The following is a 22655-nucleotide window of genomic DNA, read 5'->3' on the forward strand; positions in this document are numbered from 1 at the left end:
ATTTAATATTTTAGTGTTTGTAGAAATAATTTATTTTAAATTAACTACATACTAAAAGTGGAAAATCTGACCACAATTTCGGATCGTTAAGTTAAAAATAAAATAAATAAATTAATTTCTTGTGAGTTAGGATTGGTTTCGGGTGGCGGTAATGGTTATGAGCGACCTTTTAGTTATGGTCCTGCACTACAAGCTGCTTTCTCAGGTGCGGATACTTCTGTAGTGGCAGCACTATTTATGATGGCTAGTTCTAATAATTATGGTGTCTATGGAACCCCAGGCGGAAATTCTTCTGGCAGTTCAAGTGGGCCAAATGGTAATGCTTCTGGTGGAAACCATAGCTATTAATGTTTGGTAGAGATTAAGTCTCTTCAATAAAAATTTGCCTCTATTATTTCCCTTGTAAATAATAGAGGTGTTTGATTTAAATATTTACTCTATAAATTACTCTTGCAAATAATGCTTAAATCTATTAATAAAATAATTTAAAAAATATTTTATTTGTCGAATAATGAATATTTTATAAATCAAATTATTTATTCGAATTTTGTTTTATTGTTAATATTTTTTTCGTACGTAGTTAATGCTCAGGTTCCAGTGTCTTTACAGGCAAAATATATTTATGAAATTTCGAAAAAAATAAGTCAATTGGATATTTATTTGGTAGTCCACACGACTCAATAAATAATGCTTTGATACATTTAAGTGAATGTGTGAAGAAGTATTTTTTAAATGCCGAATCTGTCTACATAGAAGCAGATCAGTTGGCAATAAATGAATATTTGGTTGCCGCAGAAAAAATTATGCCTATGAAATTTGTTGAACAATATTTAACTGCTCAAGAGTTGAATTTTATAAGTTCAGAAATATTTTGAGAAAATAAAGATCTTAATTTTAATTTGCTAAAATTGGATGCCGAGTCGGTATTATTTTTTTGAAGTCGAAAATGCCAGATGCGCGTAGTAAATTTGGTCGAATGGATTATAGATTAGATGTCGAAATAAGAATAGCTTCCTTATTTTTTAATAAAAAATTAAAATTTATAGAAACACCCGAAGATCAAATTTTATTTTTTCTTACTGTGTCGCCGGAAATATATGCGAAATTTATTCGAAAAGTCTTATATTTAATTAAAAATAGAGAAAATTCTGAAAAATATTATGCTGACATTTTTTCAGTACTCAAAGCGGTTGCCAACGGCGACGAAGTCGGTATTGTTGAGTTTTCAAATTTATATTTTAATGAATACAACAAAAAAATTGGGGTAAATAGGAGTCCGAGTTTGACTTTAAAGATATCGCAAATTGCATTAAAATCTGATAAATCTCCTTTTTTTATAGCTCTTGGTGCCGCGCATTTGGCTGGTGATGACAGCGTGGTTTCTTTAATGTAAAAAAAGGGGTATCAAATGAAACGATTGTGTGAGTGATTAAATTATTGAAATGTTGTATTTCTATAATAAAACATTATATAAATTAAGATGTTTTAATGCGCTCCATCCTTCAATCTGAAGCCTGTGAGTGTGGTCTTGCCTGCTTGGCCATGGTGAGCGCGGCGCACAAGTTCCATGTCGATCTGGACACCTTGCGCCGTCGCTTTGTCGTCTCTCTCAAAGGCGCCACCTTGCCGCAACTCATGGCGCACGCCGGGGCAATGCAGTTCAGCAGCCGGGCATTGCGGCTGGAACTGGATGAGCTGGCGCAGTTGCAACTGCCTTGCATCCTGCACTGGGACCTGAACCACTTTGTGGTGCTCACAAAAGTAGGCCGCGACCATGTGCGCATCCTCGACCCGGCGGTGGGCGAACGCAAATTGCCGCTGGCTGAGGTGTCCAAGCATTTCACCGGGGTGGCGCTGGAGTTGACGCTGAACGCGCAGTTTGTGGCCGCCAAGGCCGCACCTCGGGTGGGCCTGGACGCGTTGACGGGCCGGGTGCTGGGGCTCAAGCGCTCGCTGGCGCAGATATTTGCACTGGCTTTGGCCTTGCAGGTGTTTGCGATTGCGGCGCCGCTGCTGAACCAGTGGATGGTGGACGAAGCCATTGCCACCTACGACCGGGACTTGCTGGGTGTGCTCATCGTCGGTTTTGGCTTGCTGCTGCTGGTGCAAACGGCGCTGGGTTTGGCGCGCAGTTGGCTGGCCATGGTGCTGGGCATGTCGCTGGGTTTGCAGTGGAGCAGCAACCTGTTCAGCCACCTGGTGCGCTTGCCGATGGCGTTTTTTGAACGGCGGCATCTGGGCGACGTGGTGTCGCGCTTCGGGGCTATTGGGGCGATCCAGCGGACACTGACGGCCAGCCTGCTGGAGGCGGTGCTGGACGGCCTGATGAGTCTGGCTACGCTGGGCATGATGTTGCTGTATTCGCCCCAGATGGCGGTGGTGACGCTGGTGTCGGTGGCCTTGTACGGCGGCCTGCGCTGGGCGGCGTACCGCCCGTTTCGCGACGCAGCCGCAGAGCGGCTGGTGGTGGCTGCGCGGGAGCAGACCCATTTTCTGGAATCCTTGCGCGCCATCCAGCCGTTGAAGCTGTTTGGCCGCGAACAAGAGCGTCGGGCCCGCTGGCAAAACCTGCTGGTAGAGGTGCAAAACCGCGATGTGCGCACTGCCAAGATGGGCATTGGCTTCGGTACAGCCAACACCTTGATCTTCGGTGTGGAGAACCTGCTGGTGTTGTGGCTGGGGGCCAAGCTGCTGCTAGGGCTGCTCACACCGGAAGAGGGCGAAGTGCTGTACGGCGGCCTGCCCGTGCAGCAACTGGGCTTGCAGAATTACCGCCGCTTGATTGGCACGGTAATGCAAGAGGACGTGCTGCTGGCGGGCAGCATTGCCGACAACATCAGCTTCTTCGACATCCGCCCCGACCCGGCCCGCATCGAAGCCTGCGCCCAGTTGGCAGCCGTGCATGGCGACATTGCCAGCATGCCCATGGGTTATCAGACGCTGGTGGGCGATATGGGTTCTAGCTTGAGCGGCGGCCAAAAACAGCGGGTATTGTTGGCCCGCGCCCTCTACAAACAGCCCAAAGTGCTGGCGCTGGACGAGGCCACCAGCCACCTTGACATTGGCAACGAGCAGCGTGTGACGCAGGCGCTGGCGCAATTGCCGTTGACCCGCATCGTCGTGGCCCACCGGCCCGAAACCATTGCCGGTGCCCAGCGGGTGGTGCAGCTGCTAGACGGACAGGTACGCGAGCTACGTGCTTCTGCGGTGTCTTTACCGCACGATTTTAGGCATGAAATCAGCTTTTAGCTTATATTTTAACTGCGCTAGTAGCTATCAAAACAGTAGCATCAGCCCAATATCGGAAACAGCTTGTGCAGCCCGTCGGCCATCACCTCCACGGCCAGTGCGGCCAGGATCAGGCCCATCAGGCGGGTCATCACGTTGATGCCGGTTTTGCCCAGCACGCGGGCGATCGGGCCGGCCAGGGCGAAGCACAGGGCGGTGGCCAGGCCGATCACCACGCCGTAGCCGACCAGGGTGGCCAGTTGCCAGAAGGTCTTGGCCTTGTCGGCGTAGATCACCACGGTGGACATGCTGGCCGGGCCGGTCAGCAGCGGAATGGCCAGCGGCACCACGGCAATGCTGGCACCCACGGCGGCGCGCTCGGACGCATCTTGCAGCTCGGTGGCATTGGACTTGGCTTCGGCGGGCTGGGCGTTGAGCATGTTCAGCGACGATGTCATCAGCAGCAGGCCGCCGCCCACCTGGAAGCTGGCCAGCGAGATATTGAAGAATTCCAGAATCTGCAGGCCCAGCAGGGCGCTCACCGCAATCACCACAAACACACTGAACGACGACACCCAGATGGTGCGGCGGCGCTGCGCGTCCGAAAAGCTCTGCGTGTAGTGGATGAAAAACGGCACGATGGCCAGCGGGTTGACGATGGCCAATAGGGTGATGAGGGGTTTGAAGTCCATAGCCAGCAAGCTTAACGTCCGCCGCTTACATCCACCAGCGCTCCCGTGGTGTAACTCGCCTCCGGGCCCAGCAGCCAGACAATCGCCTGGGCCACTTCCAGTGCCGTACCGCCGCGCTGCAGGGGTACGGTGGCGGACAGGTCGCGCACCCGGTCGGGCAGGCCACCCGAGGCGTGGATGTCGGTTTCGATCAAGCCGGGGCGTACGGCGTTGACGCGGATACCCTCTGCCGCCACCTCTTTGGCCAGCCCGATGGTCATGGTGTCGATGGCCCCTTTGGCGGCGGCGTAGTCCACGTACTGGCCGGGCGAGCCCAGGCGCGACGCGGCGCTGGAGACGTTCACGATGGCACCGCCCAGGCCGTAGCCGGGGCCAAAGTTGCGCACGCCCTGGCTGCCCATGCGGCGCACGGCCTCGCGGGCGCACAGAAACGGGCCGACCACGTTGGTGCTGAACATGCGCTGCAGCCGGGCCGCATCCATGCTGTCCACGCGGGCCGGCACGTCCACCACCCCGGCGTTGTTGACCAGGCCGCGCAGTGGGCCGAGTTGCGCGTCTACGGCGGCAAACAGGCGCAGCACCTGGGCCTCGTCGGCCACGTCGGCCTGCAGGGCAACGGCCTGGCCGCCTTGGGCCCGGATCTCGGCCACCAGCGCTTCGGCAGCCAGAGCGTTGTGGGCGTAGTTGACGGCTACGGCATAGCCGCGCTGGGCGGCCAGCCGAGCCGTGGCGGCACCGATGCCGCGCCCGCCACCAGTGACGAGCAGCACGGGCAATGCAGAAGATGGGGTCATACAGAATGGAGATGTGTGGGGTGGGAACGACACCAGTACGATGCCACTCCCTTTGCGTTTCCCCACTATTCTGGAGCTTCCCCCCATGTCCTCTTTCATCGACCTGACCGCCGCCGACGGCTTTGTTCTGCCCGCCTACGTGGCCCAACCCAGCGGCACACCCAAGGGCGCGGTGGTGGTCATCCAGGAGATTTTTGGCATCAACAGCCACATCCGTTCGGTGGCCGATGGCTATGCGGCCGCAGGCTATCTGGCCGTGGCCCCGGCCATGTTCCGCCGCGTGCAGTCGGGTGTGGATTTGGGCTACACGGCAGACGATGTGCAGGCCGGTATCGCCCTGAAAGCCGCTGCCGAGGCGCTGGGCGTGCCCACCCTGATGCTGGATGTGCAGGCCGCCGTGGCCTACGCCGCGGCCCAGGCGGGCAAGGTCGGCACGGTGGGTTACTGCTGGGGCGGCCTGCTGAGCTGGCGCGCGGCCTGCTTGGTGCAGGGCCTGGCGGCTGCGGTGACCTACTACGGCGGTGGCATGACGGCGGCAGTCGAAGTGGCCCGCACGCCCCGGGTGCCGGTGCTGTCGCATTTTGGCGAGCGCGACCACGGCATCGCGTTGGACACGGTGCGTGCCTTTGCCCAGGCCCACCTGGCGGTGGATGTGCGCTTGTACCCGGCCGACCACGGCTTCAACTGCGACCAGCGCGGAGCCTATGACGCACCAGCAGCCGCGTTGGCGCTGGAGCGCTCGCTGGCGTTTTTTGCCGAGAACCTGGGCTGACCGGTACGCTGGCCGCGGCCAGCGATTGTTGCGGTTGCCGCAACACAGTGGTTCCGTGGGGCGCTATTTAAAGCCCGTCATCCATACCGATCTATTCCACACAGGAAGGGCAGGGCGATCAGCCTGGTGCCCAGCCTCCAGCGCAGCCACCACGGCCGCGCCAGGGGTTCCTGCTGCGATTGTTTATGAACTGACTTTGAAAGACACCACCATGCGTACCACCCAACTTTTAGCCTCTTCGTTGATTGCCCTGGCCTCCGTGGCCACGGGCAATGCCTTTGCGGACTCTTATGGCCGCAGCACTCCGGCCAGCCCTGCGGTAGCCAGCACGGTGACCCGCGCGCACGTCCAGGCCGAGCTGGCACGGGCCTACCAAGACGGCTCGTTGTCGTTGATCCAGGACGATAAAAAATACCCGGTCATCGTCAATACGCACCCGGGCAAAACCGTAGGCCAGGTGCGGGCCGAACTGGTGAAAGCCCAGAAGGACGGCAGCATTCCCAAGGTCCACGGCTAACAACCCCGCAGGCCCCTAACCGGGGGCCTTGTCTGCCGTCACCTTCCAGCGCGCTTCCATAAACGCCAGCAAGGCCTTCAGGGCCGCGCTGTTGTGGCGGCGCTGGGTGTAGGCGGCGTACAGCCACACGTCGTTGGCGCGGAAATCTTCCAGCACGGACACCAGGGCCCCACTGTCCAGCTGCGCCTGCACCAGCAGGCGCGGCACGCGGGCAATGCCCAGGCCGTGCAAGGCCATGTGCACCAGCGGTACCGGGTCGGTTGCGTCCATGCGGCTGCGCACCGCCACGTTGTGCGCCTTGCCGTTCACTTTGAAGCGCCATTCGGGATGCATGCCGTGCATCGACAGCGTGACGGCATCGTGTTCGACCAATTCGTCCGGGTGCTGGGGTACGCCGCGTGCTTGCCAGTAACCGGGGCTGGCGCAGACCACCACGTCAATCAGGCGCAGCTTGCGCGCAATCAGGTTTTCATTGGGTGCGGTGCCCACGCGCAGTGCCAGGTCCAGCCCTTCTTCCACCATGTCGAGCACGCGGTTGCTCAGGTCCAGGCTGATGTGCACTTCGGGGTAGCGGCGCATGAAGTCGGCCAGCAGGGCCGGCAGCTCCACGCTGCCAATGCCTTGCGGCGCGGTCATGCGCAGGCGGCCGCTGGGCTCTTGTGAGCGGTGCTGCAGCTCCTCGCGGGTCAGCGCCATCATTTCCAGCAAGGGCTTGCTGCGCTCCAGCAACAGGCCGCCTGCGTCGGTCAGGCTGACGGTACGGGTGCTGCGGTTGAGCAGGCGCGTGCCCAGGCGCGACTCCAGCTCGGCGACGTGCTTGCTCACATTGGCTTTGGACACGTCCAGGGTCTTGGCGGCCAGTGAAAAACCGCCGCGGGCGGCGATTTCGCGGAAGGTGCGGATGAGTTCGAGGGTATCCATTGTTTCCAAGACCGAAACAGCCTGGTTCCGTTTAGGTTGTCATAAAGCTGAAACTTAGTTTCATGCATGCATTCTGAATTAGGGCAAGGTAAGAAACCCTGTGAACCAGGCTCCGGTGCCGCCAGCAGTCCCGCTAACACGCTGAGAGTCGCTGTCCCCGCCGAGGGTTCCTGGTCCGGCTGAACTGTTTTAACTTTAAGGAATAACCATGAACACGACCAAATTTGTAGCTGCTTCCATGATCGCCCTGGCCTCTGTGGCTGCCACCAGCGCATTTGCTGATTCGTATGACCGCGAATACTCCCAGGTCGCCAGCTCCCCCAGCACGGTGACCCGCGCCCAGGTCAAGGCCGAACTGTTGGCCGCCCAAAAAGACGGCAGCCTGGCTGCTGTCAATGACAACGACTACCCTGTCATTACCGCCACCGGCTCGGCCAAAACCCGCGCCCAAGTGCGTGCTGAGCTGATCCAGGCAGAAAAAGACGGCACCATGCCAGTGGTCCACGGGTAAACCGTAGCGCGGCATACCGCCGCTACGCCACATCCCTGGCGCACCATGTTAAAACCGGGTTGACGCATCGCCCGGCCACCGCGTTTATTGCGCTGTGGCCGGGCGATGTTTTGTGCGTGGTTTTAGGGACTCACCATGGCAATAGATATTGCAAAGCTGGAATGGGCCCCCTGGGGGCTGTGCGCAGCCACATTGACAGCCAGTTGGTTGCTGCAGCCGCCCGGCATGTTGCAGGCGGTGGGCGGGCACGCGGCTACTGCGCCGCGCCGCACGGTCTGCCGCTGATGCCTTGGCGGCCGCCGATCTGCAATGCCAGCAGCAGCGCACCGTGCTCGACAGCTTGCCGTTCCCGGTGTGGCTCAAGGATGAGCAGGGCGTGAACCTGGTGGTCAACCAGGCGTATGTGGCGCGGCTGCACCTGCGCCACCCCGATGCAGCGGTGGGCAAGACCGACTTTGCCCTGTGGCCCGCGGCCCTGGCCCAGCGGTTTCGCGACGACGATGTGCAAGTCATGGACTCTGGGGAGGCTTGCCACGTTGAGGAGCAGCAAGGCGTGTCGCCCGATGCGCCGTGGGTCGATATTTTCAAGATGCCTGTGCGCCATGGCCCGGTCCAGGGTTGCACGGTGGGTGTGGCCATCGACATCACCCAGCGCAAGGCCCTTGAAAAACGTATGACCGACAGCGAGCAGCAATTCCGCGGTCTGGCCGAAAACATCACCGATTTGATTCTGTGCCTGGATGCGCAAGGCCACCGGGTCTACATGAACCCGGCCATGCAGCGCCTGTACCGCGGCGTGCTGGGCCCGCATATCGATGTGCTGGACGATGCGGTCACCACGCTCAGTAACGACGACCGCCTGCAGCACGAGGCCCTGGTGGCGCAGGTGCTGTCTACGGGCCGCGAAGGGCAGTTGGAACTGGCTTCGCCCGGGCGTGACGGCAGGCCGAAGTTTTTCGCCATCTCGCGCTACATGCCCCAGCGCAATGCCCAGGGCGAGATCGAAGGGGTCATCATCGTGGCCCGCGATGCCACTGCCCGCAAGCAGGCTGATGCCCGCCTGCAAAGTTTGAACCGCGCCCTCACCCTCACCAGCGCCACCAACCTGGCCGTGGCCAAGGCCACCGGGCTGCAGGAGCTGCTGGATGCCGTGTGCCGCCAGATGGTCGAGATTGGCGGCTACCTCACCGTCTGCATTGGCCGTGCCGAGTCGGATGCCCGCAAAACCGTCACCCTGGTGGCGGGCCATGGCAGCCTGGCGGCAGGCATGTTTGACCTCAGCCACAGCTGGGACCCGGCCGCGCCCGACTTCGGGGCCATGGGCCGCAGCATTGCCGAAGGCGCACCGGTGTTGGTGCCCGACGTGCAAACCGACCCGCGCGTGCTCGACACGCCCGGTGCCGCCCGCAGCCTGGGTGTGCGCTCCATGCTGTGCCTGCCGCTGCACGGCACCGAGCAGGTGTGGGGCTCGATTTACGCCTACTCCATGGATACCGACAGCTTCTCTGAAGACGAAGTGCGCCTGCTCGGCGAGGCGGCCAACAATATCGCCTACGGCATCCGCGCGCTGCTGGCCCAAGGCGGCATGCGGGCGGCCGAGCTGGCCTTGTACGAATCGTCGCTGGCGCGGCAGATCGCCGAAGAGGCCAGCAAGGCCAAGAGCGACTTTCTGGCCACCATGAGCCACGAAATCCGTACCCCCATGAACGGCGTGCTGGGCATGACCGGCCTGTTGCTGGACACCCCGCTCAACGACGAGCAGCGCGAATACGCCGAAACCGTGCGCAACAGCGGTGAAGCCCTGCTGCGCATCATCAACGACATCCTCGACTACTCCAAGATCGAAGCCGGCAAGCTGGAGCTGGAGACGCTGGACTTCAACTTGCGCAGCCTGATGGACGAAGTGGCCGACGTGGTGGCCATGCGCATCGGCACCAAGCCGGTGGAGTGCGCTTGGGTGTCGCAGCCGCAGGTGCCCTCGCACGTGCGCGGCGACCCTGGCCGCCTGCGCCAGGTGCTGCTGAACCTGGCGGGCAACGCTGCCAAGTTCACCCACCAGGGCGAGGTCACCATCGACCTGGCCCTGGTGGCCGACCAGGGCAGCGAGCTGGTGCTGCACTGCGAAGTGCGCGACACCGGCATCGGCATCGCCGCCGACAAGCTGGCCCAGCTGTTCACCCCCTTCACGCAGGCCGACGCATCCACCACCCGCCAGTACGGCGGTACCGGGCTGGGCCTGGCGATTTCCAAGCAACTGGTCGAGCGCATGGGCGGCACCATCGGGGCCCGCAGCGTACTGGGCCAGGGCTCGGTGTTCTGGTTCGAGCTGCCGCTGGGTGCACCGCTGGTGCCCCGCGTGGAAGGCATGGAGTACCCCGCCCAAGTGGTCGGCGGCCTGCGCGCCCTGGTGGTGGACGACAACGCCACCAACCGCCGCCTGCTGGAGCTGTTGCTGCACAACTGGGGCATGCAGGCCGTGACCGCCGAAGACGGCCTGCAGGCCCAGCACATCCTGGCCGCCGAGCACGCCGCCGGCCGCAGGCTGCACGTGGCGATTCTGGACATGCGCATGCCCGGCATGGACGGCGAAGCCCTGGGCCGCTGGATGCAGGCCGACCCGCGGTGGGCCGCGGTGCCGCTGGTCATGCTCACCTCGGTGGCCCGGCGTGGCGATGCGGCCCGCCTCACCGCGGCCGGGTTTGCCGCATTTTTGACCAAGCCCATCAAGGGTGCGCAGTTGCTGCGCTGCATGCAAACCCTGCCGTCCCTGGGGGCTCCGCCAGTGCCCGCAGCCGTGGCTGCGCCGCAGGCCACCCGCCATACCCTGGTGGAGGCCGTGCCCGGTGCCCGTGTGCTGGTGGTGGAAGACAACCCCACCAACCAGCGGCTGGTGCTGGCCCTGCTGGACAAATGGGGTCACCAGGTGCACACCGCCTTGCACGGTGGCGAGGCCCTGGCCCTGCTGCGCCAGCACGCATTCGACGTGGTGTTGATGGACTGCCACATGCCCGAAATGGACGGCTACGAAGCCACCCGCCGCATCCGTGCTGGTGAAGCCGGGGAGCGCCACCGCGGCGTGCCCATCATCGCCCTCACCGCCAATGCCATGGTGGGCGACCGCGCCACCGCCATCGCCGCGGGCATGGACGAGCACGTCAGCAAACCCATCGATGCCCCGGCCCTGCGCGCGGCGGTACAGCGCTGGCGCAACCTGCGTTCGGGCGCGGCGGCACTGCAGGAGCCGCCTCCTGCGGCTGCGCCGCCCGAAGATTTCAGCCCGGCATTGCTGGGCCGATACTATGGGGACGACTTAGCGCGGGTGGCACCTTTGCTGCTTGGCTTGCTGGCCGACTTGCAACACACCTTGTCCGCCCTGCGCCAAGCCCTGCAAGCCCGCCGTAGCGCCGAAACCCGCGTGCAGCTGGAGGCCTTGGGCCGCGCAGCCGATGCCGTAGGCGGCGAGGCCCTGGCCCAGCAGGCGCGGGCGTGGCGCGATACCCTTGACAGTCCACCCGGCACCTGGCCCGAACCCGGGCCAGAATGGGATGCGTTGGCGCTGCGCCTGGAGAGTGCCGTTTTGGCGTGGACGACAACTGGGAGTGCGGCATGGATGTAGTGATCGTGGACGACGTAGACATCAACCTGATGCTGCTCAACCGCCTGATGGACCAGGTGGGCGGTTGCCGCGTGCACTGTTTTTTACTGCCTGTGGAAGCGCTGGCGTTTTGCCAGACCACCGTGCCCGACCTGCTGCTGGTGGACTACCTGATGCCGGTGCTCGACGGCATCAGCCTGATCCGCCAGTTCCGTGCCATTCCGGGGCGCGAAGACATCCCCGTGCTGATGGTCACCGCCAGCGACGAGCGTGCCGTGCGGGTGCAGGCTCTGGAAGCCGGGGCCAACGACTTTTTGTCTAAACCGCTGGACCGTACCGAATTTTTTGCCCGTACCCGCAATATGCTGGCCCTGCGCCGCAGCCAGACCCGGCTGGCCGACCGCGCCCAGTGGCTGCAGGAAGAAGTCGCCAAAGCCACCGCCGAGCTGCGCTTGCGCGACCGCGAAACCATTGCCTGCATCTCCCGCATCGCCGAATACCGCGACCCCGAAACCGGCCTGCACACCCAGCGTATGGCCCACTATTCGCTGCTCATCGCCCAGCACCTGGGCTTGCCCCCCGAAGCGCAGCAGCTGCTGTTCGATGCCGCGCCGCTGCACGACGTGGGCAAGGTCGGTATCCCCGACAGCATCTTGCTCAAGCCCGGGCGGCTCGACGTGGCCGAGTTCGAGATTATGAAAACCCACAGCAGCATCGGCCACCAGGCGCTGGTGGTGGGCCGCTCCCAGCTGATGCAAATGGCCGCCACCATCGCTATTTCGCACCACGAAAAGTTCGACGGCAGCGGCTACCCCGCCGGGCTGGCGGGCGACATGATTCCGCTGGCGGGCCGCATCGTGGCCGTGGCCGACGTGTTTGACGCGCTCACCAGTGCCCGCCCCTACAAAGCCGCCTGGCCGGTGGAGCGCGCCCTGCAGCTGCTGCGCGACGGATCCGGCAGCCACTTTGACCCCATGTGCGTCGATGCCTTCATGGCCCAGCTAGAAGCCGTGCTGGCCACCAAGGCCCGGCTGGACGACCCCGCGCCAGCGCCATGAACATCTTGCTGGTCGGCACCCGCGCCACGCCGGGCCACGATGCGGTGCTGCGCGCCCTGCTGCTGGGCTGGGGCCACCAGGTGCTGGAGGGCGATGGCCCGGCCGACCTGGCGCTGCTGGATTTGGACGGAGATGCCGATACCGTGCTGGCCCACCCCATGCGCCCGGCGCTGGGCCTGGCCAGTTTTGACCACCCCGGCACCGCCGAGCGCTGCCAGGCTGCCGGTTTGCACACGCTGCTTTGGAAGCCCGTGCACCCGGCCGAGTTGCGCGCCGCCCTGGACGCCCAGGCCTTCGACTACGCCCAAGCCCTGCTCCAGGCCGACCCCTGGATCGTTGGCGTGGTCGCGCCCATGTTCATGCGCGATTGGCCCCTGCAACTGGACGCACTGGAAGCCGCCACGCACGCCGCCGATGCCCCCACCGCCCACCGCATCGCCCACACCCTCAAAGGCCTGGTCGCCAACTTCCACGCCACCCCGCTGGTCCGCCGCGCCCAAGCCCTGGAAGTCGACAGCGCCCAGTGCGCCACCCCCGCCTACCAGGCCCAGGTTGCCACTCTGCGCGCCCAACTGGGGCGGCTGGATGTGGCCTTGGTGGCGTTTTGCCTGGCGCATCCGGATGCTATTTAAATAGTAGCTATTTGTGTAGGTGGAATATGCGCTAGAGGCATATTTTATGAAAAACTCAGCTTCCGCTGCGTTTGAGGTAGCGCTTGCGCCAAAACAGCAGCCCCATGCCCACTGCGATCACGGCCATCGCGCCCATGGCCCACCAAAAGCCGCCCTGGCGGTGCAGCAGGGGGATGACCTCGAAGTTCATGCCGAAGATGCCGGCAATCAGGTTCAGGGGCAGGAAGATGGCGGTCAGCACCGTCAGGGTCAGCATGATGTCGTTGGCGCGGTTGCCCTGCACGCTGAAATGCATCTGCACGGCGGTTTCCACGCTTTGTTCCAGGCGGCGCACGTGGTGCACCACGCGCTCGATGTGCTCCAGCACGTCGCGGCTGCGCACCTGCAGCAGTTCGCGCTCGCGGGCGGCGGCGGGGCTGTTGGTGTCGGGCCAGGTTTTCACCGCTTCGATCCAGTCCTGGATGGCCGAGCGCTGCTCTTCGCACACATCGTCCAGCTGGTGCAGCGTGAGCCGTGCGTCCAGCAGTGCGCCCCAGTTGCTGAAGCGCGCGCCGGGCTGCAGCAGGGCGGTTTGCCAGTGGTCGAGCTGGCGGGTGAGTTCGCGGCGCAGGTCCAGGTAGCCATCGACCATCAGGTTGACGATGCGCAGCATCACGTCGGCCGGGCTGGTGGGCACGCGGGCACCGCTGGCCCGCAGCTCGGTGGATGTGGCCGCCAGTAGCTTGTCGGCATAGCTGTCGCGCACCGCGCAGTCGCTGGGGTGCACGGTGAGCAGCACCTGGTCGAACACCGCAAACCCCACCGGGCTGGTGTCAATGCGGCGCAGGATGGGCGGGCCGCTGTGCTTGGCTGCCGGGCCCGATTCGGCCTCGGGATGCCCCGCCGCCAGCCGCCGGAACACCAGCAGGTCGTACTGCGAGGTGTAGTCGTAGTGCGAGGGCAACTGTTTGTTCAGCAGGTCCGACACGTGCAGGTCGACCAGTGTGTGGCCGCACAGTTGCTGCAGCGTGGCCTGGATTTGCGCCAGCTGGGTTTCAAACTCCCCGCGCGCACAGGCCATCCAGACAAAGCCGCCGGGCACAGGGGTGGTGGGCAGGGCGGTGGCTTCCACCACGCTGGTGCCGACGATGGTGAAAATACGCATGCTGGTGGATTTATAAGAAATAGACCTCTAGCGCAGGTAGTACCTACGCTAATAGCTATGGTTTTAGGACTGCAACAGCCGGGCGGCATCCAGGGCAAAGTAGGTCAGCACGCCGTCGGCCCCGGCGCGCTTGAAGGCCATCAGGCTCTCCAGCACCACGCGGTCGTGGTCCAGCCAGCCATTCAGAGCGGCGGCCTTGAGCATGGCGTATTCGCCGCTGACCTGGTAGGCAAAAGTGGGCACGCGGAATTCGTCTTTCACCCGGCGCACGATGTCCAGGTAGGGCATGCCGGGCTTGACCATCACCATGTCGGCCCCCTCGGCGATGTCCATAGCCACCTCGCGCAGCGCCTCGTCGCTGTTGGCGGGGTCCATCTGGTAGGTTTTCTTGTCGCTTTTGCCCAGGTTCGCGGCGGAGCCCACCGCGTCGCGGAACGGGCCGTAGAAGGCGCTGGCGTACTTGGCGCTGTAGGCCATGATTTGGGTGTGGATATGGCCGTGCGCTTCGAGGGCGGCGCGGATGGCTCCGATGCGCCCGTCCATCATGTCGCTGGGGGCGACGATGTCCACGCCCGCGGCGGCTTGGGCCAGGGCCTGCTGCACCAGGGCTTCAATGGTTTTTTCATTGACGATGTAGCCGTTTTCATCCGGCAGGCCGTCCTGGCCGTGGCTGGTGTAGGGGTCGAGCGCCACATCGGTCATCACGCCCAGGTCGGGGTAGTGGGATTTCAGGGCACGCACCACACGGGGGATCAGCCCGTCGGGGTTAAAGGCTTCTTCGCCGCCGTAGGTTTTCAGCGACTGGTCGACCACCGGGAACAGCGCCATCACCGGGATTTGCAGGCGCACGCATTTCGCGGCCACCGGTAGTAGCAGGTCCAGGCTGAGGCGCTCGACACCGGGCATGGAGGCCACGGCCTCGCGGCGGTTCTCGCCGTCCAGCACAAACACCGGGTAGATCAGGTCGTGCGCGGTAAGCGTGTTTTCGCGCACCAGGTTGCGGCTGAAGGCGGTGCGGCGCAGGCGGCGCGGACGGCCAGCAGGGTAGGGGGCAAAGGTAGTCATGGGGAAAATTGTGCCTTAGAACATCTTGTTATCCCGGTAAGCCCTCTTGAATCGCCTCTTTACCTTTGCTAAATTGCCCGTGGGGCGGCTTTGGCTGTCCTCCCGCTTTACCTCCCTGAGCGGGGCCTTACGGTGGCAACACCTGCGGGCTTACCGCCCCGGCCCGATGGCCGGGGCTTTTTTTTGGGCGCTGCATTCCTGACATGCCGGGCCTAAACTCCCTATATGCTTTGGATCAAATCTTTTCACATCGTTTTCATCGCCAGCTGGTTCGCCGGTTTGTTCTACCTGCCGCGCATTTTTGTGAACCTGGCAATGGTGCCGCCCGGCTCGCTGGCCGAACGGGAGCGGCTGCTGCTGATGGCGGGCAAGCTGCTGCGTTTCACCACCATTCTGGCCGTGCCTGCGCTGGCGTTCGGAGCCTGGCTGTGGCTGGGCTACGGCATCGGGCGCGGGCCGGGCAATGCCTGGATGCACGCCAAGCTGGCGCTGGTGTTGCTGGTGATCGGCTACCACCACGGCTGCGGTGTGCTGCTGCGCAAGATGCGCGCGGGGGCACCGATGCGCAGCCACACGTGGTACCGCTGGTTCAACGAGGTACCGGTGCTGCTGCTGCTGGGCATCGTGGTGCTGGTGGTGGTTAAACCCTTTTAACTGCGGGGCGGCGCTGTGCACAAGACTTCGGCCTGGCCCCTCGCGCTGCTCTATGTGGGGCTGGTGCTGTATGCCAGCCTGTACCCGTTTGACGGCTGGCGCGACCAGGGGATTTCGCCCTGGTTCTTCGTCACTGCGCCGCTGCCCAAGTACTGGACTGGGGTGGATGTGGGCATCAACATCGTCGGCTATGTGCCGCTGGGTTTTTTGTTCGCCCTCAGCGCCTTGCGCACCGGGCGCGACCGGGCGCCGGTGCTGGCCGCCACGCTGGCCGCCTGCCTGCTGTCGCTGGCTATGGAGACCCTGCAAAGTTATCTGCCCGTGCGGGTGCCATCCAACGTCGACTGGGCGCTGAATACTGCGGGTGCCTTGCTGGGCGCGGTAACTGCCTCGTTGCTGGAGCGTTTTGGGGCGATTGACCGCTGGAGCCAGTTCCGCACCCGCTGGTTTGTGGCCGATGCGCGCGGCGAGCTGGTGCTGCTGGCGCTGTGGCCGGTGGCCTTGCTGTTTCCCGCCGCCGTGCCGCTGGGCCTGGGCCAGGTGCTGGAGCGGCTGGAGGCGGCCCTGGCCGACGCGCTGGAGGACACGCCGTTTCTCGACTGGCTACCGGTGCGCGATGTGGAACTGCAGCCGTTGGTGCCCAGTGCCGAGCTGCTGTGCGTGCTGCTGGGGGTGCTGATTCCTTGCCTGCTGGGCTACTGCGTGGTGCGCAATGTGCGCCAACGGGCGGTGTTTGCGCCGCTGGTGGTGGCGCTGGGCCTGGGCGTGGCGGCCTTGTCTGCGGGGTTAAGTTACGGCCCGAACCACGCGCTGGACTGGCTGAGCCTGCCGGTGCATGTGGGCTTGTGGGCTGGTTTGGTGCTGGCCGGCTTGCTGGTGTGGCTGCCGCGCCGGGTCTGCGCGCCGCTGGTGCTGCTGGCCCTGGCGGTGCACGTCAGTGTGCTGAACCAGGCCCCTACCAGCGCCTATTTTGCGCAAACGCTGCACACCTGGGAGCAGGGTAAATTTATCCGCTTCCAGGGCATCGTGCAGTGGCTGGGCTGGCTGTGGCCGTACGCGGCGATGGTGGTGGTGGTGGGCCGCATTGCCCGGCGCGTGCCCGGGAAAACTAAAATAGCGGCATGACTGACACCACCCAAGCGGATGCACCCGCTGCGTCCTACTATGGCCGCCACATCTTCTTCTGCCTGAACGACCGCACCAACGGCGAAGACAGCTGCGCCCACCACAATGCCCAGGCCGGCTTCGACCGCTGCAAGGCGCTGGTGAAGAAGGCGGGCCTGTCCGGCCCCGGCCAGGTGCGCGTCAACAAGGCCGGTTGCCTGGACCGCTGCGCCGCCGGGCCGGTGGCCGTGGTTTACCCCGAAGCGGTTTGGTACAGCTTTGTGGACGAGAGCGATATCGACGAGATTGTTGAGTCGCACCTCAAGAATGACCAGGTGGTGGAGCGCCTGGTGACCCCGGCGCACCTCGGCCGCTAAATTTAAGCTTTTTAGGCCGCTAGCGTAGGAACCACCTGCACAAGTAGCTATCAATTTGGTAGTAATCCCGTGAATGCATCCACCCAGCGTTTGACTTTGACCGGTGCCGCAGGTGCCATCGAAGCCGTCATCGACCATCCCGAGGGCACGCCGCGTGGCGTGGCCGTCATTGCCCACCCGCACCCGCTGTTTGGCGGCACCATGGACAACAAGGTGGTGCAGACCATCGCCCGTACCTTTGTGCAATCGGGCTGGAGCGCGGTGCGCTTCAACTTTCGCGGCGTGGGTGGCAGTGCGGGCGTGCACGACGAGGGCCGGGGCGAGTTGGACGATATGCTGGCCGTGGTGGCCCAGGCCGCACCCGCCGATCAGCCCTTGGCGCTGGCGGGTTTTTCGTTTGGTGCCTTTGTGACCAGCCACGCCGTGGCCTCGCTGTGGGCGACCCGCCCGGTGGAGAAGCTGGTGCTGGTGGGCACGGCGACCTCGCGCTGGACTGTGCCCCCCCTGCCGCCCGAGGTGCACGAGCGTACTTTGACCGTGCACGGCGAGCTCGACGACACCGTGCCCCTGGCCTCGGTGATGGACTGGGCACGGCCGCAGATACTTCCGGTTACGGTGGTGCCCGCGGGCGGCCACTTCTTTCACGGACAATTGCCGCTGTTGAAAAACCTGGTGCTGCGCCACCTGCGTTCCTGAACTCTTCCTGAACTTTTGGGCCCGTGTGCCCCTCGTACACGGGTTTTCCCCTTGCTCTGGTGATTGCATCACCCTATTTTTGAACCCCCTTCCATGAAATATTTTTTACAGGCTGTTGCCGCGCCCGTGCTGGCTTCCATGTCCTTGATCGCTGCCGCCCAGTCGGTGGCGGGCCCCGAAATCGCCGCCAAGTCCTACATGGTGCTAGACGTAACGGCCAACCAGGTCTTGCTGGAAAAAGACATCGACATGGCTGTCGAACCGGCTTCGCTGACCAAGCTGATGACGGCCTATCTGGTATTTGACGCACTGCGCACCAAAAAGATCACTCTGACGCAGACCCTGCCGGTCAGCATCAAGGCCTGGAAGATGCCCGGTTCGCGCATGTTCATCGACCCCAAGATGCAGGTGCCGGTGGAAGACCTGATCAAAGGCATGATCGTCCAGTCGGGCAACGATGCCACCATGGCGCTGGCCGAAGGTGTGGGCGGTACCTCTGAGCATTTCGTCGAGATGATGAATGCGCAGGCCAAGGTGCTGGGCATGAAAGCCACCGGCTACCGCAACCCCGAAGGCCTGACCGAAGCTGGCCACATTACCACCGCCCGCGACCTGAGCATTCTGGCCACCCGCCTGATGCACGACTTCCCCGAGTACGCGCACTACGACGGCATGAAGAAGTACCACTACCCTGGTACCCCGGTCAGCAACGAAAACAACCGCAACGGTCTGCTGTTCCGCGACCCGACCGTGGATGGCCTGAAAACCGGCCACACCGATGCGGCGGGCTACTGCCTGATCGCCACCGCCAAGCGCGAATTCCCCAATGTCGGCAGCCGCCGCCTGCTGACCATCGTGCTGGGTACGGCCAGCGAAAACGCCCGCCTGAACGAATCGCAAAAGCTGCTGAACTGGGGCTACACCGCCTACGAAGGCGTGAAGCTGTTCGATGCCAACCAGGCCGTGGCCACGCCGAATGTCTGGAAGGGCAAGGCGGCCACCATGAAGCTGGGCCGCCCCGATGCCATCGTAGTGGCCGTGCCGTCGGGCAACGCCGCCAAGGTGAAGACCGAAATCCAACGCCCCGATCCGCTGGTGGCACCCTTCACGAAGGGCCAGGCCGTGGGTTCGCTGAAGGTCACTTTGGGTGAACAAACCCTGCTGACCGTGCCCCTGGTGGCGCTGGATGGTGTGGAACAAGCCGGTATTTTGGGCCGCGCCTGGGACTCGATCCGTTTGTGGATCAAGTAATTTGGGTAAGTGAGCGCCTGCAAACATTAACAAACCGCATAGTGTTTGCACGCACGCTGCCAAAAAGCTATACTTGAAGGCTTTTCGGAAACTTCCGAAGGGATTCACGTTTTCTGTTAGTTTTAAACGTTTAGGGACGTTTTCTTTGTCAAGGAGGCTTTAGTGCCAACCATTAACCAGCTAGTACGTCAGGGGCGCGAGGTCGAAACGATCAAGTCCAAGAGCCCTGCGATGCAAAATTCTCCGCAACGCCGTGGCGTTTGCACCCGCGTCTACACCACGACGCCTAAAAAGCCCAATTCCGCTCTGCGTAAGGTTGCCAAAGTGCGCCTGACCAACGGTTTTGAGGTCATTTCCTACATCGGCGGCGAAGGCCACAACCTGCAAGAACATAGCGTAGTGCTGGTGCGCGGCGGCCGGGTCAAGGATTTGCCTGGTGTGCGTTACCACATCGTGCGCGGTTCACTCGACTTGCAAGGCGTGAAAGACCGCAAGCAGTCGCGTTCCAAGTACGGCGCTAAAAAGCCAAAGGCCAAGTAAATTGATCTGAGCCAAAGGCTCCAAAAGCCCTGGTTCGAAATAGTAAAAGGTGTTGTCTCCCGCGTGGCGCGGTGACGCAACGTAGTGACCCGTGTTTTGGGTCGAGTAAGTGAAAACCAAAATGGTTTTTGCGGTGTCTACCAAGATGCCAACTGAAGCAATTAAGAGGTGAAAAAATGCCACGTCGTCGCGAAGTCCCTAAACGTGAAATTCTGCCGGATCCTAAGTTTGGCAATATCGAGCTGTCCAAATTCATGAACGTGATCATGGAAGGCGGCAAAAAAGCAGTCGCAGAGCGCATCATTTATGGTGCCCTGGAGTTCATCGAAAAGAAGAACCCCGGCAAAGACCCCGTTGAAGCCTTCACCCTGGCTATCAACAACGTCAAGCCCATGGTGGAAGTGAAATCCCGCCGCGTGGGTGGTGCCAACTACCAAGTTCCGGTCGAAGTGCGCCCCGTGCGTCGCTTGGCCCTGAGCATGCGTTGGTTGAAAGAAGCTGCCCGTAAACGTGGCGAAAAGTCCATGTCCCTGCGTTTGGCTAACGAGTTGATGGAAGCCACTGAAGGCCGTGGCGGTGCCATGAAGAAGCGTGACGAAGTCCACCGTATGGCTGAAGCCAACAAGGCCTTCTCACACTTCCGTTTCTAAGAAACGTCCTGCAACTTAGCTCCTCAAGCTTACGAGCCCGCTCCAGCCTTTTGGCGGATAGCGGGCTTGTGGCTTTAACGAAAGAGAAAAATGGCTCGCCATACCCCTATTGAGCGCTATCGCAACATTGGTATCTCCGCGCATATCGACGCCGGCAAGACCACCACTACCGAGCGCGTGCTTTTCTACACCGGCGTGAACCACAAGATTGGTGAAGTTCACGACGGCGCGGCCACCATGGACTGGATGGAGCAAGAGCAAGAGCGCGGCATCACGATCACTTCCGCTGCCACCACCTGCTTCTGGAAAGGCATGGCGGGTAATTTTGAAGAACACCGCATCAACATTATTGACACCCCTGGCCACGTTGACTTCACGATTGAAGTTGAGCGTTCCATGCGTGTGCTTGACGGTGCGGTAATGGTGTACGATGCCGTTGGTGGCGTACAGCCCCAGTCCGAAACCGTTTGGCGTCAGGCCAACAAATATAAAGTTCCTCGCTTGGCTTTCGTGAACAAGATGGACCGTACCGGTGCCGACTTCTTGCGCGTTCGCGAAATGATGATTCTTCGCCTGAAGGCCAACCCCGTCGCCATCCAGATCCCGATTGGTGCTGAAGAGCATTTCAAGGGCATCGTGGACTTGGTCAAGATGAAAGCCATCATCTGGGACGACGACAAGGGCGTTACCTTTACCTACAACGACATTCCCGACAACTTGGCTGCAGTGTGCGCCGAGTACCGTGAAAAGTTGGTTGAAGCGGCTGCCGAAGCCAGTGAAGAACTGATGAACAAGTACCTCGAAGGCGAGGAACTGACCGAAGAAGAAATCAAGGCGGCAATCCGCAAGCGCACCATTGCTGGCGAAATCCAGCCCATGTTGTGCGGTTCTGCCTTCAAGAACAAGGGCGTCCAAGCCATGCTGGATGCGGTCATTGAGTACATGCCAGCGCCGACGGATATTCCGCCAGTGAAGGGTCTGGGCGAAGATGACGAAGCCATCACCCGCAAAGCCGACGACAGCGAGAAGTTCTCCGCGTTGGCATTCAAGCTGATGACCGATCCGTTTGTGGGCCAGTTGACCTTTGTGCGCGTTTATTCTGGCGTGCTGAAAAAGGGCGACACGATCTTTAACCCGATTCGTGGCAAGAAAGAACGCATCGGCCGTATTGTGCAAATGCACGCCAACAACCGCGAAGAAGTCAGCGAAATTGTCGCTGGCGACATCGCTGCTTGTATCGGCCTGAAAGACGTGACCACCGGCGAAACCCTGTGCGATCCGTCGGCCATTATCACCTTGGAGCGCATGGTGTTCCCAGAGCCGGTGATTACCCAGGCTGTAGAACCCAAGACCAAGGTTGACCAGGAAAAGATGGGCATTGCCTTGCAGCGTTTGGCGCAAGAAGATCCTTCGTTCCGCGTCAAGACCGACGAAGAGTCGGGTCAGACTCTGATCGCCGGTATGGGCGAGTTGCATCTGGAAATTATTGTTGACCGCATGAAGCGTGAGTTTGGCGTGGAAGCCAACGTGGGCAAGCCCCAAGTGTCTTACCGCGAAACCATCCGTAAAACGGTGGAAGATGCCGAAGGCAAGTTTGTGCGCCAGTCCGGCGGCAAGGGCCAGTACGGCCACGTGGTCTTGAAGATCGAGCCCAATGAACCCGGCAAGGGTATTGAGTTTGTGGATGCAATCAAGGGTGGCACTGTGCCCCGTGAATACATTCCTGCGGTTGAAAAGGGCATCAACGAAGCCGTGACCCAAGGCGTGCTGGCTGGTTACCCAGTCGTGGACGTCAAGGTAACGCTGCACTTCGGTTCCTACCATGATGTGGACTCGAACGAACTGGCCTTCAAGATGGCCGCGATCTTCGGTTTCAAAGAAGGCTGCCGCAAAGCAGGCCCTGTCATTCTGGAGCCGATGATGGCTGTGGAAGTTGAGACGCCTGAAGACTATGCCGGTAACGTGATGGGCGATCTGGCTTCACGTCGCGGTATGGTTCAAGGCATGGAAGACATGGTTGGTGGCGGCAAGGCCATCAAGGCCGAAGTGCCTTTGTCGGAAATGTTTGGTTATTCCACCACGCTGCGTTCCATGTCCCAAGGACGTGCCACGTACACGATGGAATTCAAGCATTACTCGGAAGCACCACGGAACGTGTCCGAAGCCATCATGGCTTCCCGCGCCAAGTAAAAGTTGATGGAACGGGGTTGACCTCGTTCTGTTCGATCCCCCTGTCTGCGATGGTGTGCCGCCTTGTTCCCGTGCGAGGCGATCCAGCAACACTGTGCAGACGTTAAACCTGACACGGGAATTAGCTCTTTGGAGAATTGAAAAATGGGAAAAGAAAAGTTCACACGTACCAAGCCCCACGTCAATGTGGGCACGATCGGCCACGTTGACCATGGCAAAACCACACTGACCGCCGCCATCACCACCGTGCTGGCAGCCAAGTTC

24 protein-coding genes are annotated in these 22655 nt (G+C 61.2%); 19 read left to right on the forward strand and 5 right to left on the reverse strand.

The window, feature by feature from the left end; all coding sequences use genetic code 11:
• Positions 1-713: 713 nt before the first annotated feature.
• The 3 genes from Q0T48_RS04260 (at position 714) to Q0T48_RS04270 (ending at position 3249) form a co-directional block, all read left to right on the forward strand.
• Positions 714-875 (forward strand): hypothetical protein, encoded by a 162-nt coding sequence (locus Q0T48_RS04260; protein ID WP_295952880.1) that lies wholly within the window; start codon positions 714-716, stop codon positions 873-875.
• A 71-nt stretch (positions 876-946) separates the two neighbouring features.
• On the forward strand, positions 947-1393 hold the full coding sequence (locus tag Q0T48_RS04265; RefSeq protein ID WP_295952883.1) for a TraB/GumN family protein: 447 nt from the start codon (positions 947-949) through the stop codon (positions 1391-1393).
• Positions 1394-1488: 95 nt separating this feature from the next.
• Entirely contained in the window at positions 1489-3249 is a 1761-nt protein-coding gene (locus tag Q0T48_RS04270; protein WP_295952886.1) for a peptidase domain-containing ABC transporter, read from the forward strand.
• A gap of 41 nt (positions 3250-3290) precedes the next feature.
• Here Q0T48_RS04270 and Q0T48_RS04275 read toward each other — a convergent pair whose 3' ends face one another.
• Entirely contained in the window at positions 3291-3920 is a 630-nt protein-coding gene (locus Q0T48_RS04275; RefSeq protein ID WP_295952889.1) for a MarC family protein, read from the reverse strand.
• Positions 3921-3931: 11 nt separating this feature from the next.
• Entirely contained in the window at positions 3932-4714 is a 783-nt protein-coding gene (locus tag Q0T48_RS04280) for an SDR family oxidoreductase (protein ID WP_295952892.1), read from the reverse strand.
• 85 nt (positions 4715-4799) lie between these two features.
• On the opposite strand from Q0T48_RS04280, the gene Q0T48_RS04285 reads away from it, so the two are divergent.
• Together Q0T48_RS04285 and Q0T48_RS04290 are read left to right on the forward strand one after the other, a co-directional pair.
• A complete protein-coding gene (locus tag Q0T48_RS04285; protein WP_295952896.1) occupies positions 4800-5486 on the forward strand; it encodes a dienelactone hydrolase family protein in 687 nt (228 codons plus the stop codon).
• Between the two features lie 211 nt (positions 5487-5697).
• Entirely contained in the window at positions 5698-6003 is a 306-nt protein-coding gene (locus Q0T48_RS04290; RefSeq protein WP_295952898.1) for a DUF4148 domain-containing protein, read from the forward strand.
• A 15-nt stretch (positions 6004-6018) separates the two neighbouring features.
• Here Q0T48_RS04290 and Q0T48_RS04295 read toward each other — a convergent pair whose 3' ends face one another.
• Entirely contained in the window at positions 6019-6924 is a 906-nt protein-coding gene (locus tag Q0T48_RS04295; protein WP_295952900.1) for a LysR family transcriptional regulator, read from the reverse strand.
• A gap of 208 nt (positions 6925-7132) precedes the next feature.
• Between Q0T48_RS04295 and Q0T48_RS04300 the strand changes: the two genes are divergently transcribed.
• The 5 genes from Q0T48_RS04300 to Q0T48_RS04320 all read left to right on the forward strand — a co-directional run bounded on the left by Q0T48_RS04300 (position 7133) and on the right by Q0T48_RS04320 (position 12720).
• On the forward strand, positions 7133-7435 hold the full coding sequence (locus Q0T48_RS04300; RefSeq protein WP_295952903.1) for a DUF4148 domain-containing protein: 303 nt from the start codon (positions 7133-7135) through the stop codon (positions 7433-7435).
• A 135-nt stretch (positions 7436-7570) separates the two neighbouring features.
• Positions 7571-7720 carry a hypothetical protein gene (locus tag Q0T48_RS04305; protein ID WP_295952906.1) on the forward strand — a complete coding sequence of 50 codons (150 nt, stop codon included), beginning with the start codon at positions 7571-7573 and terminating at the stop codon, positions 7718-7720.
• Between the two features lie 4 nt (positions 7721-7724).
• The gene (locus Q0T48_RS04310) at positions 7725-11051 is read left to right on the forward strand and encodes a response regulator (protein ID WP_295952909.1); all 3327 of its coding nucleotides are present in this window, start codon (positions 7725-7727) and stop codon (positions 11049-11051) included.
• Positions 11042-12088 carry an HD domain-containing phosphohydrolase gene (locus Q0T48_RS04315; protein ID WP_295952912.1) on the forward strand — a complete coding sequence of 349 codons (1047 nt, stop codon included), beginning with the start codon at positions 11042-11044 and terminating at the stop codon, positions 12086-12088. Before Q0T48_RS04310 ends, Q0T48_RS04315 begins: the two co-directional genes overlap by 10 nt.
• Entirely contained in the window at positions 12085-12720 is a 636-nt protein-coding gene (locus Q0T48_RS04320; RefSeq protein WP_295952915.1) for an Hpt domain-containing protein, read from the forward strand. Before Q0T48_RS04315 ends, Q0T48_RS04320 begins: the two co-directional genes overlap by 4 nt.
• 55 nt (positions 12721-12775) lie before the next feature.
• Here the strand turns inward: Q0T48_RS04320 and Q0T48_RS04325 are convergent, their stop codons facing one another.
• Positions 12776-13864 (reverse strand): magnesium transporter CorA family protein, encoded by a 1089-nt coding sequence (locus Q0T48_RS04325; protein ID WP_295952918.1) that lies wholly within the window; start codon positions 13862-13864, stop codon positions 12776-12778.
• A gap of 63 nt (positions 13865-13927) precedes the next feature.
• Positions 13928-14929: a porphobilinogen synthase gene (hemB, locus tag Q0T48_RS04330; RefSeq protein ID WP_295952920.1), complete on the reverse strand. Its 1002-nt coding sequence runs from the start codon at positions 14927-14929 to the stop codon at positions 13928-13930.
• Between the two features lie 225 nt (positions 14930-15154).
• Between hemB and Q0T48_RS04335 the strand changes: the two genes are divergently transcribed.
• The 9 genes from Q0T48_RS04335 to Q0T48_RS04375 all read left to right on the forward strand — a co-directional run.
• Positions 15155-15583, forward strand: coding sequence for a CopD family protein (locus tag Q0T48_RS04335; protein ID WP_295952923.1), 429 nt, complete (start codon positions 15155-15157; stop codon positions 15581-15583).
• Between the two features lie 15 nt (positions 15584-15598).
• The gene (locus Q0T48_RS04340; protein ID WP_295952926.1) at positions 15599-16708 is read left to right on the forward strand and encodes a VanZ family protein; all 1110 of its coding nucleotides are present in this window, start codon (positions 15599-15601) and stop codon (positions 16706-16708) included.
• Positions 16705-17064 (forward strand): (2Fe-2S) ferredoxin domain-containing protein, encoded by a 360-nt coding sequence (locus Q0T48_RS04345; protein WP_295952928.1) that lies wholly within the window; start codon positions 16705-16707, stop codon positions 17062-17064. The genes Q0T48_RS04340 and Q0T48_RS04345 overlap by 4 nt, the downstream gene beginning before the upstream one ends.
• A 69-nt stretch (positions 17065-17133) precedes the next feature.
• Positions 17134-17760, forward strand: coding sequence for an alpha/beta hydrolase (locus Q0T48_RS04350; RefSeq protein WP_295952931.1), 627 nt, complete (start codon positions 17134-17136; stop codon positions 17758-17760).
• 138 nt (positions 17761-17898) lie between these two features.
• Positions 17899-19011, forward strand: coding sequence for a D-alanyl-D-alanine carboxypeptidase family protein (locus Q0T48_RS04355; protein WP_295952945.1), 1113 nt, complete (start codon positions 17899-17901; stop codon positions 19009-19011).
• Positions 19012-19173: 162 nt separating this feature from the next.
• Positions 19174-19551 carry a 30S ribosomal protein S12 gene (gene rpsL, locus Q0T48_RS04360; protein ID WP_011466063.1) on the forward strand — a complete coding sequence of 126 codons (378 nt, stop codon included), beginning with the start codon at positions 19174-19176 and terminating at the stop codon, positions 19549-19551.
• Between the two features lie 176 nt (positions 19552-19727).
• On the forward strand, positions 19728-20201 hold the full coding sequence (gene rpsG, locus Q0T48_RS04365) for a 30S ribosomal protein S7 (protein WP_295952934.1): 474 nt from the start codon (positions 19728-19730) through the stop codon (positions 20199-20201).
• A 90-nt stretch (positions 20202-20291) separates the two neighbouring features.
• Entirely contained in the window at positions 20292-22391 is a 2100-nt protein-coding gene (fusA, locus tag Q0T48_RS04370) for an elongation factor G (RefSeq protein ID WP_295952935.1), read from the forward strand.
• 144 nt (positions 22392-22535) lie between these two features.
• A partial coding sequence (locus Q0T48_RS04375; protein WP_295952948.1) for a GTP-binding protein occupies positions 22536-22655 on the forward strand: 120 nt, incomplete at its 3' end.

This window comes from Rhodoferax sp. (assembly GCF_025354435.1).
In the GTDB taxonomy this organism is placed as follows: domain Bacteria; phylum Pseudomonadota; class Gammaproteobacteria; order Burkholderiales; family Burkholderiaceae_C; genus Rhodoferax_B.